The 16,052-nt window shown below is 67.6% G+C and carries 13 protein-coding genes; 8 read left to right on the top strand and 5 right to left on the bottom strand.

The genetic code is table 11. The features are described 5' to 3' along the window. Positions 1–10 precede the first annotated feature (10 nt). The 4 genes from ACSQ3S_RS16780 to ACSQ3S_RS16765 form a co-directional block, all read right to left on the bottom strand. Positions 11–388: a hypothetical protein gene (locus ACSQ3S_RS16780; protein WP_176651034.1), complete on the bottom strand. Its 378-nt coding sequence runs from the start codon at positions 386–388 to the stop codon at positions 11–13. Between the two features lie 57 nt (positions 389–445). Further along, positions 446–1,183, bottom strand: coding sequence for a DUF4198 domain-containing protein (locus ACSQ3S_RS16775; RefSeq protein ID WP_436143080.1), 738 nt, complete (start codon positions 1,181–1,183; stop codon positions 446–448). An 11-nt stretch (positions 1,184–1,194) separates the two neighbouring features. Then, complete coding sequence (locus tag ACSQ3S_RS16770) at positions 1,195–3,375, bottom strand: TonB-dependent siderophore receptor (RefSeq protein WP_176651036.1); 2,181 nt, start codon at positions 3,373–3,375, stop codon at positions 1,195–1,197. A gap of 210 nt (positions 3,376–3,585) precedes the next feature. Beyond that, positions 3,586–5,073: an aldehyde dehydrogenase family protein gene (locus ACSQ3S_RS16765; protein ID WP_436143079.1), complete on the bottom strand. Its 1,488-nt coding sequence runs from the start codon at positions 5,071–5,073 to the stop codon at positions 3,586–3,588. Positions 5,074–5,499: 426 nt separating this feature from the next. On the opposite strand from ACSQ3S_RS16765, the gene ACSQ3S_RS16760 reads away from it, so the two are divergent. The 8 genes from ACSQ3S_RS16760 to ACSQ3S_RS16725 are packed head-to-tail and all read left to right on the top strand — an operon-like array spanning position 5,500 to position 13,963. After that, positions 5,500–6,168: a haloacid dehalogenase type II gene (locus ACSQ3S_RS16760; RefSeq protein ID WP_176651038.1), complete on the top strand. Its 669-nt coding sequence runs from the start codon at positions 5,500–5,502 to the stop codon at positions 6,166–6,168. Positions 6,169–6,191: 23 nt separating this feature from the next. Beyond that, on the top strand, positions 6,192–7,466 hold the full coding sequence (locus ACSQ3S_RS16755) for an NAD(P)/FAD-dependent oxidoreductase (RefSeq protein ID WP_436143078.1): 1,275 nt from the start codon (positions 6,192–6,194) through the stop codon (positions 7,464–7,466). Positions 7,467–7,473: 7 nt separating this feature from the next. Beyond that, positions 7,474–8,430: an ABC transporter permease gene (locus tag ACSQ3S_RS16750; protein ID WP_436143077.1), complete on the top strand. Its 957-nt coding sequence runs from the start codon at positions 7,474–7,476 to the stop codon at positions 8,428–8,430. Next, positions 8,427–9,305, top strand: a complete 879-nt coding sequence (locus tag ACSQ3S_RS16745) for an ABC transporter permease (protein WP_353403517.1) — start codon at positions 8,427–8,429, stop codon at positions 9,303–9,305. The genes ACSQ3S_RS16750 and ACSQ3S_RS16745 overlap by 4 nt, the downstream gene beginning before the upstream one ends. Continuing rightward, positions 9,302–11,158, top strand: a complete 1,857-nt coding sequence (locus ACSQ3S_RS16740) for an ABC transporter ATP-binding protein (protein ID WP_436143076.1) — start codon at positions 9,302–9,304, stop codon at positions 11,156–11,158. Before ACSQ3S_RS16745 ends, ACSQ3S_RS16740 begins: the two co-directional genes overlap by 4 nt. After that, positions 11,155–11,463, top strand: coding sequence for a (2Fe-2S)-binding protein (locus ACSQ3S_RS16735; protein WP_176651043.1), 309 nt, complete (start codon positions 11,155–11,157; stop codon positions 11,461–11,463). The genes ACSQ3S_RS16740 and ACSQ3S_RS16735 overlap by 4 nt, the downstream gene beginning before the upstream one ends. Beyond that, positions 11,445–12,827, top strand: a complete 1,383-nt coding sequence (locus ACSQ3S_RS16730; RefSeq protein ID WP_436143075.1) for an FAD-dependent oxidoreductase — start codon at positions 11,445–11,447, stop codon at positions 12,825–12,827. Before ACSQ3S_RS16735 ends, ACSQ3S_RS16730 begins: the two co-directional genes overlap by 19 nt. After that, the gene (locus ACSQ3S_RS16725) at positions 12,824–13,963 is read left to right on the top strand and encodes an NAD(P)/FAD-dependent oxidoreductase (protein WP_436143074.1); all 1,140 of its coding nucleotides are present in this window, start codon (positions 12,824–12,826) and stop codon (positions 13,961–13,963) included. The genes ACSQ3S_RS16730 and ACSQ3S_RS16725 overlap by 4 nt, the downstream gene beginning before the upstream one ends. Before the next feature lie 10 nt (positions 13,964–13,973). On the opposite strand, the gene ACSQ3S_RS16720 is transcribed toward ACSQ3S_RS16725, so the two are convergent. Then, entirely contained in the window at positions 13,974–15,923 is a 1,950-nt protein-coding gene (locus ACSQ3S_RS16720) for a TonB-dependent receptor plug domain-containing protein (protein WP_436143073.1), read from the bottom strand. Positions 15,924–16,052: the final 129 nt, after the last annotated feature.

The following is a 16,052-nucleotide window of genomic DNA, read 5'->3' as shown; positions in this document are numbered from 1 at the left end:
CATCCTATTCCTATTTGATCTCGAAGGTGGTGCTGACCTTGGTCTTCTTGTCATCCAGCGTCAGCACGGCCAGTACCTTGCTGCCCTTGACCGCACCCGGCGCCTTGGCCTCCAGCAGATTGCCGCCGGCCGGCTTCAGCGTGAACTCCGATCTGGCGGCGCCCTTCACCAAGGTCAGTTTGCCGCTGATGCCGGCGGTCGGCATATCGTCGCCATCGTCCTGCAAATACAGCTGCAGGGTATCGCCCTTCACCACAAGCTCCAGCCAGGTCTCGCCCGAGGTCTGGACGATGCCCCCGTGGTTGGCCGTCGCCGAACCGTGCGCACCGGCCAGGCCGCCGGCCAGCGCGGCGACACTCAATACCAGCCAGCCCAGAATTTTCTGCATGATGCTGCTCCTTAAGGAATGCGGCGCTCTTGATCAGGCGGCGCCGCCTGGCCCCTTTTACTCCGGTGCGTGCGGCAGCACGAACGACAGCGAGGCCAGATGCTCGATGCGGTTGTACTTGGCCGGCTGATCGGACGGCGACTCAAAGATCGCAACGATCACGTTCAAACCCTGGTTGCGCACATTCAGCGTGACGGTGCCGTCGGCGCCACTCAGCACCGGCGCGCCATCGGGGTCGTTCAGCCAGTCCTGCAGTACCTTGGCGCCGGCCACCGGTTTGCCTTGATACAGCACGCGCAGCCTGATCGGCTGACCCAGCAAGGCCGGCAATCTGGACTCGACCGGAACGATCTCCAGCGTCTGGTGCGGCAGCGCTCCGATCGGCGCGTTGACGGCGGTGCGCAGGTGCACCGCGTATTTGATGGTGCGCTCGGCAACGACGGCGTTCGGTACTTCGTCCTTGCCCTTCTTGTGCCACTTGCCGTCCGGGGTCTTGCTCCAGGTGCCGTTATCGAGCACCGCCGCCACCACCGCCGGCTGGTTTTCCAGGTTGACCAGCACCAGCCGGCCATCCGGTTCGAGCTTGGTGGCGACCGGCTTGCCGTCGGCGTCGTAACCGTCGACCGAGGTCACCTGCGGCAGGCGCTTGAGCGAATCCAGGTCGTCGGCGCCGACGCCGTACAGGAAAGCCAGCTGGGTGGCGCGCTGCGCGAACCAGATGCCGTGCGCCTGCACGCTGCCGGCGACGCCCGCGGCCAGCGCGCAGGCAACCATCAATTTTCCAATTTTTTTCATGTCAGCTCCGCTTAGAATTTGTACTGCAGATTCAAGGTGATGGTGCGCTCGATGCCGGGCGAAACCCAGACCTGGCTGTACGAGCTGGCGTAGTACTTCTTGTTGAACAGGTTGTCGACGTTCAGCGAGACGCGTACCTTCTTGTTGGGCGACCAGGAGGAAATCAGCTTGGCCGTGGTATAGGCGGGCAGCATGAAGTTGCTGGAGACCGCGACATCGCCCAGCCGCTCGCCGACATAATTCAAGCCGCCGCCCAGCGACGCCGTGCCGCCGGCCAGCGCGAAGGAACGGGTCAGCACCACGGTGGCGCTTTGCTTCGGCACATTGGGGAAGCGGCTGCCGGTGACGATGGTGTTGTCGCCCTTGGTGACGGTGGCATCGGTGTAGGCATAGGCGGCCGACAGGCGCGTGGCCGTGGCGATCTCGCCCGACAGGTCCAACTCCACGCCCTTGCTGCCTACCTCGCCGGCAGACACCGAGAAATCGGTGTTGAGCGGATTGGTGGTCAGCACATTGGACTTCTTGATGTGGTACAGCGCCAGCGTGCCGGTGATCTTGCCGTCGGCCGTTTCCAGCTTGGAGCCGACCTCGTACGAGCGGCTGTCCTCCGCCGGGAAGGCCTTGTTGTCGATGCTGATGCCGCTGTTCGGACGGAAGCCCTTGGCCGCCGTGGCATACAGCGATATCGTCGATATCGGTTGATACACCAGGCCGGCGCGCGGACTGGTGGCGGTCAGCGACTGGCTGTTCGACACGTTCAGGCGGTAGTTGGTCACCGTCTGGTCATAGGTGTCGGAGCGTACCCCCAGCAAGGCTTTCCACTGGTCGCTCAGGTCGATCTGGTCCTGCGCATAGAAGGCGTGGGCGCGCTGCTCTTCCTTGGTGTTGATCGACTGCGTCAAAGGATCGGCCACGCCGCCGTAGACCGGGTTGTAGATGTCGATCGCATAGGCGTTGGTGGCGCTCGGGTTGCGCCGCAGCTGGATGCGGCGGTCGTTGAAGCGGTAGGCGTCGGCGCCGACCAGGATGTTGTTGACCAGCGACCCGGTGCTGAATTTCCCCACCAATTCCACCCGGCCGGAAACGTCGATCGCCGAGAAGTCGCGGTAGCGGCGCTGGCGGCGCAAAGTGCGGCCGTCGGCCAACAGGTTATTGGCCTCGGTCGAGTAACCGTCGAGCGAACTGTCGCGGTACGACAGGCCCGACTGCAGTTTCCAGTCCCCGTTGAACTCATGCTGCAGGAAGACCTGGTGGCCCAGCGACTTCACCGTGATCGGGCCGTCGGCCGGTTCGCCCAGGAAGCGCGAGTTGGGCACCAGTCCCAGTACGCCTTTGACCGCCACCACGCCGCGGTCGAACGGCACCCGCTGCTCGCTGGCCTCCACCTCGTACGACAGGGTGGTGCTGTCGCCGATCAGCCAGATGAAGGACGGCGACAGGAACGACCGCTCGGTTTTTACCGTGTCGCGGAAGCTGTCGCCCTTTTCGTAGGCACCGTTCAGGCGGTAAGCCACGGTCTCGCTGATGGGGCCGGTCAGGTCGACCGCCGTGCGCCAGGTATTGAAACTGCCGAGCGACAATTCCAGCATATAGGCCGGCTCGAAGCGCGGCTTCTTGGTGGTGATGTTGACGGTACCGCCGGGCTCGCCACGGCCGTACAGCGCCGAGGCCGGCCCTTTCAGCACTTCGACGCTGTTGGTGCTGGCCGAATCGCGCAGGCCGTTGTAGCCGCGGCTGGAGCTGAAGCCGTTGACCAGGTAGTCGGAGCCGAAGTTGGGATCGCCGGTAAAGCCGCGCATCGCATAGCTGTCCCACAGGCCGCCCAGGTTGCTCTGGCGGGAAATGCCGCTGGTCAGATCGAGGGCGCTGGCCAGGTTGGTCACGCCGACGTCCTTGAGCAGGTCGGCGGTGAGCACGCGCACGCTTTGCGGCAGGTCCTTGAGCAGCGTGTCGGTCTTGGTGGCGCCGGTGGCCGACAGCGCGCGATAGTTCTGGCGCGCGCCTCTGACCTCGACCACGTCCGGTTTTCTGGGCTCGGTCTGCGTTTCCGCGGAGGCCGCCGCGCCGGCGTCACCGGCTGCGGCGGCTGCGACAGCCAGCGGTGCGGCGGGATCGGCCTCGCCGGCAAGCGCCGCCAGCGGGTAGGTGGCAGCCAAGAACAGGGCCAAGGTGCGGTGACGGGTGGGATACATGACAAACTCCTGGTTAGGTGTGAATGTACTAGATGAAACGTCTACTGAGACTGATTACAACATGGGCAGATCTCTCGTTTATCCTGTAATCGCCCTGTCACAAAACAGAAATAATTGTTTTCCGAATCAGAATCAGCACGCCTTGCTGCATGCCAGCCGCCCGCACCAGCCCAGTGCCGAATCGGGCCCGCCGCCCCAGGCAAGAGCGCCCTACTCCCCGCTTTCGGGCGCGAAATCGATCAGCACCGTCTTGTGCCGCAGGTTCGCCTCGTAAGCCTGGCGGCCCAGGTCCTTGCCCATGCCGGAGCGCTTGAAGCCGCCGGTGGGCAGCACGAAATCGTCGCTGCGGCCGTAGCGGTTGACCCACACCGTGCCGGCCTCCAGCTGCCGTACGCAGCGCAGCACGCGGCCGATGTCGGCGGTGTGGACGCCGGCCGCCAGTCCGTACGCTGGATGGTCGGCCAACGCCAGCGCCTCGTCGTCGTCGTCGAAGGTCTGCACCGTCAGCACCGGGCCGAAGATCTCGTCGCGCACCGCTTCCATGTCGGCGCCGACGCCGGTGAGGATGGTCGGCTGGTAAAACGCGCCCTCGCCGCCGAACGGCGCCAGCGCGCCGCCGGCGGCGATGCGCGCCCCCGCCTGCACGCTGCGCTGGACCACGCCGTCGATGCGCTGGGCGTCGGCCGGACTGATGATGGGCGAGAGCGTGCTGTCCTGGTCCCAGGTGTGGCCAGGACGCAACGCCTGGAAGGCCTGGGCGATGCCTGCGACCACGCGATTGGCCACGCTGCGCTGCACGATCAGGCGCGAGCCGGCCACGCAGACCTGTCCGGCGTTGCCGGCGATGGCGCCGGCCACCATGCGCGCCACCTTGTCCAGGTCCGGCGCGTCGGCAAATACCAGCTGCGGGCTTTTGCCGCCCAGTTCCAGGGTCACCGGCTTGGTGCCGCTGTGCGCGCAGGCGGCCATGATGGCGCTGCCGGTGCGGGTCGAGCCGGTGAAGGTCACCTTGGCGATGCGCGGATGGCGCACCAGGGCGTCGCCGGTGACGCGGCCGTCGCCCTGGATCACATTGAAGATCCCCGGCGGCATGCCGGCCGCAATGGCCAGCTCCGCCAGCCGCAGCACGGAAAACGGCGTCAGTTCCGACGGCTTCAGCACCACGGCGTTGCCCGCGGCCAGGGCCGGCGCGATCTTCCAGGAGGCCATCACCAGCGGGAAATTCCACGGCGCGATGGCGCCGATCACGCCATACGGCTCGGCCACCGTCATGCCGAACTGGTCGCTGCGGGTGGCCGCCACGTCGCCGCCCTCCTTATCGGCGAATTCGGCGAAGAAGCGTATGCCTTCAGCCGTAAACGGAATATCCCATGCGGCGGCGTTGGCGATCGGACGGGTCGACCCCACCGCCTCCAGAGGCGCCAGTTGCGCCACGTCGGCCTCGATCAGGTCGGCCCAGCGGCGCAGCACGCGCGCCCGGTCGCGCGGCGCCTGGCGCGCCCAATTGCTGGTCTTGAAAGCCTGCCACGCGTTCTCCACCGCGCGGTCGACCAGTTCCGCGTCGGCTACCGGCAGGGAGGCGTAGGCGCGGTTGTCGGATGGCCGGCGCACTTCCAGCGCGGCGCTGGCGGCGACATATTGGCCGCCGATGAAGTGGGCGCTGTGGACCTGGACCTGGTCGGGATGAAAGCTGGGCATCGCGGAATTCCTTAGTAGACTGATTGGTGAGCCGGGAGACGGCTGGAATGAAAGCTGCATGGCTTATGCTAAGCGCGAACGCGCAGCATTTAATGCGGTCGTCATGGCCGCGGGAGGCGCAAGCTTGTGTAGTTCGGGCGCCAGCCGTAGATCGTGCTTAGCCGGCCAAAACGGCCGCCGGGGGCCGTTTTCCCTCTGGCGGACGGCTGTTACCGCATGACCGCGACAACCGGCGCCGCGCCGGCCGCGCCGCGCAGGGGCCGCAGCAAGGTATGCTGTCGGAGTCGGGAAAAACCGTTGTTTCTGTTTCAAGGAGGCGGCAATACGGAATAAAGCGCAGCAGGGGCTATGGTGTAATGAATGTCAGCGGAACACAACGCCAACGCAAGCTGTGCAACCTGCTTCACTAACCTTCAAGGACCAACGATGAGCATCTTACGCCCCAAATACATCACCTTCGACTGCTACGGCACCCTGACCCGCTTCCGCATGGCCGACATGACGCGCGAAATCTTCGCCGACCGCGTCCCGGCCGAGCGCATGGACGAATTCGTGATGCTGTTCGCCGACTACCGCCTGGACGAAGTGCTCGACGCATGGAAGCCATACGAGCAGGTGGTCAAGAACGCGCTGTTCCGCGCCTGCAAGCGCTGGAACGTGCCGGTCACCGAGGCCGAGGCGCAAAGCTACTACAACGCGGTGCCGACCTGGGGTCCGCATGCCGACGTACCGGAGCCGCTGGCCAAGCTGGCTAAGGAATTCCCGCTGGTGATCTATTCGAACGCCGCCAACGCGCAAATCATGCATAACGTCGAGAAGCTGGGCGCCCCGTTCCATCAGGTGTTCACCGCCGAAAACGCCAAGGCCTACAAGCCGCGCCTGGCCGCCTTCGAATATATGATCGACAACCTGAATTGCAGCCCCGACGACATCCTGCACGTGTCGTCCAGCCTGCGCTACGACCTGATGCCCGCGCGCAGTCTGGGCATCAAGAACAAGGTCTTCGTCAACCGTGGCCACGAACCGTCGACGCCCCACTACGGCTACAACGAGATCAAGGACCTGTCCGGCCTGCCGGCCCTGCTCGGACTGTAATCGCCCGCCCACTGGGAGCAAACATGAAGCTTGAATCGTACTGGCTCGATACCGCCCCGCCCTTTACCGGCGCCGCGCAGGGACAGGTGCCCGTGCGCGCCGACGTGGTGGTGGTCGGCGGCGGCTTTACCGGCTTGTCGGCGGCGCTGGCGCTGGCACGGCGCGGCGCCTCGGTAGTGCTGCTGGAGGCGGGCCGGATTGCCGGCGAAGCCTCCGGCCGCAACGGCGGCCAGTGCAACACCGGGCTGGCGCACGATTACGCCGACCTGTGCGCCCGCATCGGCGAACCGCAGGCGCGCAGCTTCTACCAGGCCTACGACGCGGCGGTCGACACGGTCGAGCGATTGATCAGGGAGGAAAACATCGATTGCGACTTCCAGCGCTGCGGCAAGCTGAAACTGGCCGCCAAGCCGGAGCACTACGCCAAGCTGCAACGGGTGTATGAGCAGTTGCGCGCCAGCGTAGATCCCGGCATCGAGCTGGTGCCGCCGGAGCAGCTGGCCAGCGAGGTAGGATCGTCCGGCTTTTACGGCGGCCTGCTGCAGCGCCAGGGCGCTCAGATGCACATGGGGAAATTCGCGGTCGGCCTGGGCGAGGCGGCGGTGCGCGCCGGCGCGCAGCTGTACCAGGATGCGCCGGTCGACGACATCGTACGCATCGCCGGCGGCTTCCGCGTCCGCAGCGCGCGCGGCCCGGTGGACGCGGCCCAGGTGTTTCTGGCCACCGGCAACTCCAGCCTCGGTCCGTTCGCCTACTTCCGCCGCAGGCTGGTTTCAGTGGGCAGCTTCATCATCGCCACCGCGCCGCTGGACAAGGAGCAGCTGGACCGCATCGCGCCCGGCCGCCGCAACTACGTCACCACCAAGAACATCGGCAACTACTTCCGCATCACCCCGGACCAGCGCCTGCTGTTCGGCGGGCGCGCCCGCTTCGCGCTGTCCAATCCCAAATCGGACGCCAAGAGCGGCGCCATCCTGGCAGACACCATGATCCGGCTGTTCCCGCAACTGCAAGGCACACCCATCGACTACTGCTGGGGGGGGCTGGTGGACATGACGGCCGACCGCCTTCCGCGCGCCGGCCAGCATGAGGGCATGTTCTATTCGCTGGGCTACAGCGGCCACGGCGTGCAGATGTCGGTCCACATGGGCCAGCAGATGGCCGAGGTGATGGCCGGCCGCGGCGATTGCAATCCGTGGCGCGGCCTGGAATGGCCGGCGATTCCGGGCTACTTCGGCAAGGCCTGGTTCCTGCCGCTGGTCGGCGCCTACTACAAACTGCAAGACCGTCTGCACTGAGGCCCGGATGAACCGCACCATAGCCAAACTGCTGATCAACCGCCTGGCGCTGGCCGCGCTGACGCTCTTGATCGTGTCGGTGGTGGTCTTCACCATCACCAACCTGCTGCCGGGCGACGCCGCCGAGGAATCGCTGGGCCAGGCCGCCACGCCGGAAACGGTGGCCGCACTGCGTCTGCAATTCGGCCTCGACGACCCGGCCCCGCTGCGCTACGGCCGCTGGCTGCTGCACCTGCTGCGGGGCGACGCCGGCAACTCGCTGGTCAACGGCCAGCCGGTCGGCACGCTGATCGCGACCCGCCTGCCGTCTTCCCTGGTGCTGGCCGGCGCCACCGCCGCCGTCTCGGTGCCGCTGGCGCTGCTGCTTGGCATCGTCTCGGCGATGTACCGCGGCTCGCTGTTCGACCGCGGCATGAACATGCTGGCGGTGTCGCTGGTGTCGGTGCCGGAATTCCTGATCGCCACGCTGGCCGTGCTGCTGTTCGCGGTCAAGCTGCGCTGGCTGTCGGCGCTGTCGCACACCGCCGACATCGCGACACTGGGCCAGTTCCTCGCGGCCTATGCGATGCCGGTGTTCACGCTGTGCTGCGTGATCGTGGCGCAGATGGCGCGCATGACACGCGCAGCCGTCATCGATCAGCTGCGCGCGCCTTACGTCGAGATGGCGCGATTGAAAGGCGCGCGGCCGGTGCGCATCGTGCTGGCGCACGCGCTGCCGAACGCGATCGGCCCGATCGCCAACGCGGTCGCCCTCAGCCTGTCGTATCTGCTGGGCGGGGTGCTGATCGTCGAGAGCATCTTCAACTATCCCGGCATCGCCAACCTGATGATCGACGCCGTCACCACCCGCGACATCCCGCTGGTGCAGGCCTGCGCCATGATCTTCTGCGGCGCTTACCTGCTGCTGGTGATGCTGGCCGATATCTGTGCAATCGTCTCCAACCCGAGGTTACGCAATCTATGAAGCGCCCTGTTCCCCCATCCCCGGCCCGCCTTGCGCGCGTGTTCCGTCCGCGCCTGCCCGCATTGGCTTCGCTGCCGCCGCTGGCCTGGATCGGCCTGGCCATCGTGCTGTTCTGGCTGGCGGTGACGCTGTGCGGCCCATCCATTTCGCCGCACGACGCGGCGGAGATCGTCGATCCCGACGTCTTCGGCGGCATTAGCTGGCAGTATCCGCTGGGGACCGACTACCTGGGCCGCGACATGCTGAGCCGCGTCCTGTACGGCGCCCGCTACACGGTGGCGTTGGCGCTGGCCGCCTCGGTGCTGGCCAGCGCCACCGGCACCCTGCTGGGCCTGTACGCGGCGGTCGCCGGCGGCTGGGCCGACGCCACGCTGAGCCGCGCGCTCGACGCGCTTATCTCCATCCCCAGCAAGATGTTCGCGCTGATGATGGTGGCCTCGTTCGGCTCCTCGGTGCCGCTGCTGATCGTTACCGCCGCGGTGGGCTTCATGCCGGGCGCCTACCGCATCGCGCGGGCGCTGGCCGTCAACGTGCAGGCGATGGAGTTCGTCCAGGCCGCCCGCGCCCGCGGCGAGGGAAGGTCTTACATCGCCTGCGTCGAAGTGCTGCCCAATATGATACGGCCGGTGCTGGCCGACTTCGGCCTGCGCTTCGTGTTCACGGTGCTGCTGCTGAGCGGCCTGTCCTTCCTCAGCCTGGGCGTGCAACCGCCCGACGCCGACTGGGGTTCGCTGGTGCGCGAGAACATCGGCGGCCTGAGCGAAGGCGCGCCGGCGGTGCTGATGCCGGCGCTGGCGATCGCCACGCTGACCATCGGCGTCAACCTGCTGATCGATAACCTGCGCAACACGCGCCACGCCAAGGAATCCCGATGACACCATTGGTACAAGTGAGCGGCCTGCGCGTGGTCGCGCGCAACGACGCCGGCCTCGACGTCCCCATCGTCAAGGACGTGGACTTCGCGCTGAATCCGGGCGAGGTGCTGGCCCTGATCGGAGAGTCCGGCTCCGGCAAGACCACGATCGCGCTGTCGCTGATGGGCTATGCCCGCAGCGGCTGCCGCATCGCCGGCGGTTCGATACGGGTCGGCGAGCAGCAGGTGCTGGAGCTGGACGCGCGCCAGCTGGCCAACCTGCGCGGCCGCACCGTCGCCTACATCGCGCAAAGCGCCTCCTCGGCCTTCAATCCCGCGCGCACGCTGATGGACCAGGTGGTGGAAAGCGCCTGCATCCACGGCACGCTGCCGCGCGCCCAGGCCGAGGCCAAGGCGGTCGACCTGTTCCGCGCGCTGGCGCTGCCGGATCCGGAAACCATCGGCAAACGCTATCCGCACCAGGTTTCGGGCGGCCAGCTGCAGCGTGTGATGGCCGCCATGGCGTTCATTACCGACCCGGCGCTGGTGATCCTGGACGAACCGACCACCGCGCTGGACGTCACCACCCAGATCGAAGTGCTGCGCGCCTTCAAGGACGTGGTGCGCCAGCTCGGCACCACGGCGGTCTACGTCTCGCACGACCTGGCCGTGGTGGCGCAGATGGCCGACCGCATCATCGTGCTGCGCGACGGCGAGGTGCGCGAGAACGGCGCCACGCCGCAGGTGCTGAAAGCGCCGGCCCATCCCTACACCCAAAGCCTGCTGGCCGCCGCCGCGCCGGCCGAACGCGATATCGGCGTCGCGGCGCCCGCGCTGACCCGGCTGGCGCCGCCGCTGCTGGAAATCCGCAACCTGGTGGCCGGCTACGGCGCGCCGGACGCCAGCGGCCTGCCGTCCAGGCGCATCATCAACGACGTCAGCCTGACCATCGCGCGCGGCGCCACGCTGGGCGTGATCGGCGAATCGGGCTGCGGCAAGACCACGCTGGCGCGGGTGGTGGCCGGCATGGTGCCGGGCGCGCGCGGCGAAGTGCTGCTCGACGGCGGTGCGCTGCCCGCCTGCGGGCACGGACGCACCCGCGAGCAGCACCAGCGGGTGCAGTTCGTATTCCAGAATGCCGACACGGCGCTCAATCCGGCCCACACCATCGGCGGCATCCTGGCGCGGCCGCTGACCTTCTATCACAACCTGCGCGGTGAGCAGCGCCGCCGCCGCGTGCTGCAGTTGCTCGATCTGGTCAAGCTGCCGGCGGCGATCGCCGACCGCCTGCCGGGCGAGCTGTCCGGCGGCCAGAAGCAGCGCATCAACCTGGCGCGCGCGCTGGCGGCCGAGCCGGACCTGATCCTGTGCGACGAGATCACGTCGGCGCTGGACACGGTGGTGGCAGCCGCCATCCTCGACCTGATGGCCGAGCTGCGGCGCGAATTGAAAGTATCGTATATGTTCATCAGTCATGACATCAACACCGTGCGCGCCATCTGCGACGACATCGTGGTGCTGTACGCCGGCCAGAAGGTCGAGTCGCGGCCGCGCGCGGCGCCCGCCGACGCACCCTTCCATCCGTATTCGCAGCTGCTGATTTCATCGGTGCCGCAACTGCGCCAGGGCTGGCTGGACCAGGTCTGCGCGCGCGGCGCCGACGCGCTGCCGCCGCTGGCGCCGGACACCGCTGCCGACAGCGGCGCCCTGTGCGCCTTCCGGCCGCGTTGCGCGGTGCGCGTCGACGGTCTCTGCAACCGCCTGCCGCCGCCACAGCAGCACCTGGAGCACGGCGGCACCATCCTGTGCCATCACAGCGGCGCCGACCTGGCGCTGTTTGAGCATGCAGCGCCCTGCGCCGAGGCGGTGGCATGAGCGCGCGCTTCGTACGGCTGGCCGAGCAGGATCGCGCCCCGGTCCACTTCTTCATCGACGGCGAACCGGCCAGGGCGCTGCAGGGCGACACGCTGCTGGTGGCCATGCTAGGCGCCGCCAATTCCCTGCGCAGCTCTGAATTCGGAGACGGCCGCCGCGCCGGTTTCTGCCTGATGGGCGCCTGCCAGGATTGCTGGGTATGGACCGCCGACGGCGCGCGCCTGCGCGCCTGCTCCACCGAAATCGCCGAAGGCATGCGCATCATCACCAGGAATACGGAGGCAGCATGGCTGAACCCCGCGTAATCGTGGTCGGCGCCGGACCTGCCGGCGTGCGCGCGGCCGAGGCCTTGTGCGCGGCGGGCATCCGGCCCATCGTCATCGACGAAGGCCGGCGCGACGGCGGCCAGATCTACCGCCGCCAGCCCGAAAACTTCACCCGCTCGTACGCCACGCTGTACGGCAGCGAAGCCACGCGCGCGCAGTCCCTGCACCGCTGCTTCGACGCGCTGCGCGAGCGGATCGACTATCGGCCCGACACGCTGGCCTGGAACGTCAGCGAAGGCCACCTGCACGTCGCCAGCCGACACGGCACCAGCCGCCTGCCATACGACGCGCTGCTGATCTGCGCCGGCGCCACCGACCGCCTGATGCCGCTCAAGGGCTGGCAATACGCCGGCACCTACAGCCTCGGCGCGGCACAGATCGCGCTCAAGTCGCAGGCTTGCGCCATCGGCGGCAAGGTGGTTTTCGTGGGCACCGGTCCGCTGCTCTACCTGGTCGCGATGCAGTACCTGAAGGCCGGCGCGAATATCGCGGCCGTGCTCGACACCTCCCGGCTGCGCGACCAGATCGCCGCATTGCCTCAGCTGCTGGCCCGTCCCGCGCTGCTGTGGAACGGCCTGCGCTTCATCGCCATGCTGCGGCGCGCCGGCGTTCCCGTGCTGTCCGGCGTGACGCCGCTGGAAATCGAAGGCAGCGTGGACGACGGCGTGCAGGCGCTGCGCATCCGCGACCGGCAAGGCGTCGAACGCCGCTACGCCGGCGACGCCGTCGCCATGGGCTACCACCTGCGGCCGGAGACCCAGCTGGCCGACCTGGCGCGCTGCGAATTCCGCTTCGACGCCGCCGGCCGCCAGTGGTTTCCTCAAGTGAGCGAGGATGGCCGCAGTTCGGTGCCCGGCGTGTACCTGGCGGGAGATGGCGCCCGCATCCTGGGCGCGGACGGCGCCGAGAACGCGGGCCGGCTGGCAGCGCTGGCGATCCTGCAAGACCTGGGGCGTCCGGTGCCGGACCATGAACAACGCCGCAGCGCCCTGCTCGGCATCCGCTACACGATGGAGCGCTTCCGCCAAGGCCTGGTGCGCGCCTTCCCGTGGCCGAAGCAGCAGGCCGCGGACTTGCCTGACGAGGCGCTGGTATGCCGCTGCGAATGCATCAGCGCCGGCGAACTGCGCCGCGTCGCCACCGGATTCGGCGCCAGCGAAGCCAATCGCGCCAAAGCCTTCAGCCGGGTCGGCATGGGCCGCTGCCAGGGCCGCTACTGCGCCCAGGCCGGCGCCGAGGTCATCGCCCACGCCTGCGGCGTGCCGTTGGAGCAGGTTGGCCGCCTGCGCGGCCAGGCCCCCGTCAAACCCCTATCGATCCAGACCCGCGAGGAACAGCAATGAGCGTGCCGCAACAAGCCGATGTCCTGATAGTCGGAGGTGGCCTGATGGGCGCGTCGACCGCGTTTTTCCTGCGCCGGCGCGGCCTGTCGGTGATCTTGCTGGAACGAGGGCTGGTGGGGCAGCAAGCCAGCGGCGTCAACTTCGGCAACGTGCGGCGGCAGGCCCGCTTCCTGCCGCAGCTGCCGCTGGCCAATCGCGCCTTCGATATCTGGTGCAAGCTGCCGCAACTGATCGGCGAAGACATCGAATTCCTGCAATCCGGTCATCTACGCGTGGCCTACCGCCCGGAGCAAGCGGAGGTGCTGGAGGACTACGCGCGCGAAGCCCGCCACTACGGGCTGGATCTGGAGCTGATCGCCGGCGAAGCGATGCGCAAGCGCTATCCCTTCCTCGGACCGGAGGTGCTGGCCGCCTCGCTGTCGCCGCGCGACGGCCACGCCAATCCGCGCCTGGCCGCTCCAGCCTTCGCACGCGCCGCGGTACGCGCGGGAGCCACGATCGTCGAACAGTGCGAGGTACTGGAACTGGAGAAGGACGGGGTGGATTTCCGCGCCAGTTGCGCCGACGGCCGCAGCTTCCGTGCCCCGACGCTGCTGATCGCCAGCGGGGCATGGGCCGGGCGCATGGCGGCCGCCTTTGACGAAGCCGCGCCGATGACGGTACGCGGCCCGCAGATGGCGGTGACCGAACCGATGCCCTATGCCATCGCGCCGGCGGTCGGCGTCGCCACCAAACTGCTGGAGGAAAGCTTGTACTTCCGCCAGGTCAAGCGCGGCAACATCGTGTTCGGAGGCTGCGGGCGGGGTCCCGCCGACATCGACACCAGGCGCGCCTATGTCCAACCCGAGCACACGCTGACGCAGTTCCGCCAGCTGGCCCGCTTGGCGCCCGCGCTGTCACGGCTGAACATCATCCGGGTCTGGAGCGGCATCGAGGGCTACATGAGCGACGACCTGCCGGTGATGGGGCCCAGCACGCGCGTTCCCGGACTGTATTACGCTTTCGGCTTCAGTGGCCACGGCTTCCAGCTCGGTCCGGGTGTCGGCGACGTGATGGCGGAACTGATCGACACCGGAAGCACGTCGACGCCGATCGCCCCGTTTTCGATTCAGCGCTTCGCCGCGGTGCCGGCCTGACAAGCGCGTTTCAGAATCTCCAGTTCGCGCGCACGGTGGCGTTGATGCGGTCGTCGGGAATGCCGCCCACCGAGCCGAGGGGAGATGGCAGGCGGCTGTCTCGATCGAACAGGTTCCGCACCACAGCGGTGAGCGTCAGCGACTTCGAGATCACGTGGCTGTACGACAGGTCCGTGCGCGCGTACGAAGGCAGGCGGCTGGGCGCAAACACGTCGCCCCTGGGGATGTCGTCAAAGCCGTCCATCCAGCGCTGGGCCACGCCGATACGGCCGGCGCCGTCGAACAGGCTGCGGGCGACCGAGACGTTGACCGAGCGCCGGGGAGAGATATTGTAGGACGCGCCGGTGCTTGCATTCCGGCTTGCCACCCATGCGCCGCCGGCTTCGCATTGCCAGCCTTCGCTTTGCCAGGTGACGCTGGCTGTGGCGCCGTGCGCCCGGTTGCGCTCGACGTTCTGGAACTGGTTGATGCGGAGGTCCGGGCGGAAGACGATGGCAATGCCATCGCGCCAGGCGGTCTCGAAGACACTGGCCTGCCACAGCAGCTTCGCCTGCCGCCGGATGGCCACCAGCTCGAGGCTGTCGATCACTTCCGGTTTCAGGCCCGGGTTGCCCAGCACCGTGTTGACCGTGCCGTTTCGTTCCGCTGCGGACGGGGCGCGGAAGGCTTGCCCGTACAGCAGCTTCAGCGCCCCAGTGTCGCTCGGCTGGTAGATCAGCCCAAGCCGGGGCGACGCGTGTCGGCCGAAGTCGGAATAATCGTCCAGCCGGCCGCCCCACACTGCCCGCCAGTCCCGGCCGAAGCGGGAATTCAACTCCAGCGTCGCGCTGTTGACACGGCGGCGCGCGTCCGACGCCGCATTCGGTGTATCGCTCAGGAAGTCCCCCGCCACCGTATGTATCGCCACGTGCACATCGCGCACGTTCAGCTTTTCGGTGGCCAGCGCCAGCGCCCAGTCGGTGCGCCACTGCGGCAATGAATCGCGATAGATCGCCTGCAGGCCGAGACGGTCCTGGCGGCTGTACAGGTCGCGCTGGACAACCCTGGCCGGCAGTTGCAGGCGGCCGCCCACGTCGTTATCCACCCACCAGCCATAGGCTTTCAGCTCAAGCGAGCCGCTGTCGCCGACTTGCCTCTTCGCGCCTGCCTGCAGCATCGCGAAGCGCGTATCGAGGCCACCCAGGTCTTGCGCGCCGGCCAGGCGCGAGCCCAGTCCCTGGAAGTCATCCGCGCCGTAGCGATGCAGGTACAGTCCGCCGTTGAATTTCCATCCGCCACCGGTGCCGCTGGATGCCTTCAGCACGGCGGTCTGGGCGAGGAAGCGATTCTCGCGCACCACCGAAATCGGCGGACCGCCGGCCGGACCAGGACGGGTGGCGATGCGTTCCTGGTCGCCCTGGCCGTTCGCCGCGAACGCCATGCTCCAGTGGCCGCCCTCGCCCAACGCCTGCGCGTAGCGCGCGGCAGCTTCGTAGTAGCCTTCGCCGCCCGCCGTCACGGAGGCTTGCTGGCCGGCGTCCTCGCCATCGTGGGTACGCAGCGCCAGCACGCCATGGAAGGCATCGCTGCCATACAGCGCGGAGCCCGGCCCCTGGATCAACTGCATTTGCGCCATCACGCCCAGGTTCAGGCCGGGAAAGTTGTATTGAGGGGACGAGCGATAGAGGTCGGTCAGCGGCACGCCGTCGAGCGTGACCGCAACGCCGGTGAACGACGTGAGGCGCGCATAACCGCGGATCGCCAGCACCTGGTTGCCGTTTGTATGCGGCATCACGAATACACCGGGCGTGCCATCCAGGGCGTCCAAGGTGCGCCGCGCGCCGCTGCGCTCCCATTCCTGCGGGGTGACCGAGGAGATGGACGAAGCGGCGGACAACAAGGTCGACGGCAGCAGCGAACTCGCGCTGACGTCGATGCGCCCGAGGTCCTCGATCGACATCGAGAATAGCTCTTCAGGCACCACAGCTCCCTCTGCCCGCCCGAACGGTGCAAAACCAGCCAGGATGGCGACAGCGATCGGCAACGCACGCATGGATGCCTTCGTAACAAAATGATATCCGTTACGGTATCTCAATTTAGCCGTTGAGAA

The organism is Duganella sp. LjRoot269, assembly GCF_964254095.1.
Classification (GTDB): Bacteria; Pseudomonadota; Gammaproteobacteria; order Burkholderiales; family Burkholderiaceae_D; genus Rugamonas; species Rugamonas hordei.
Note: the sequence above shows the minus strand (reverse complement) of the source record. Positions and strands in the feature narration are given on the sequence as shown.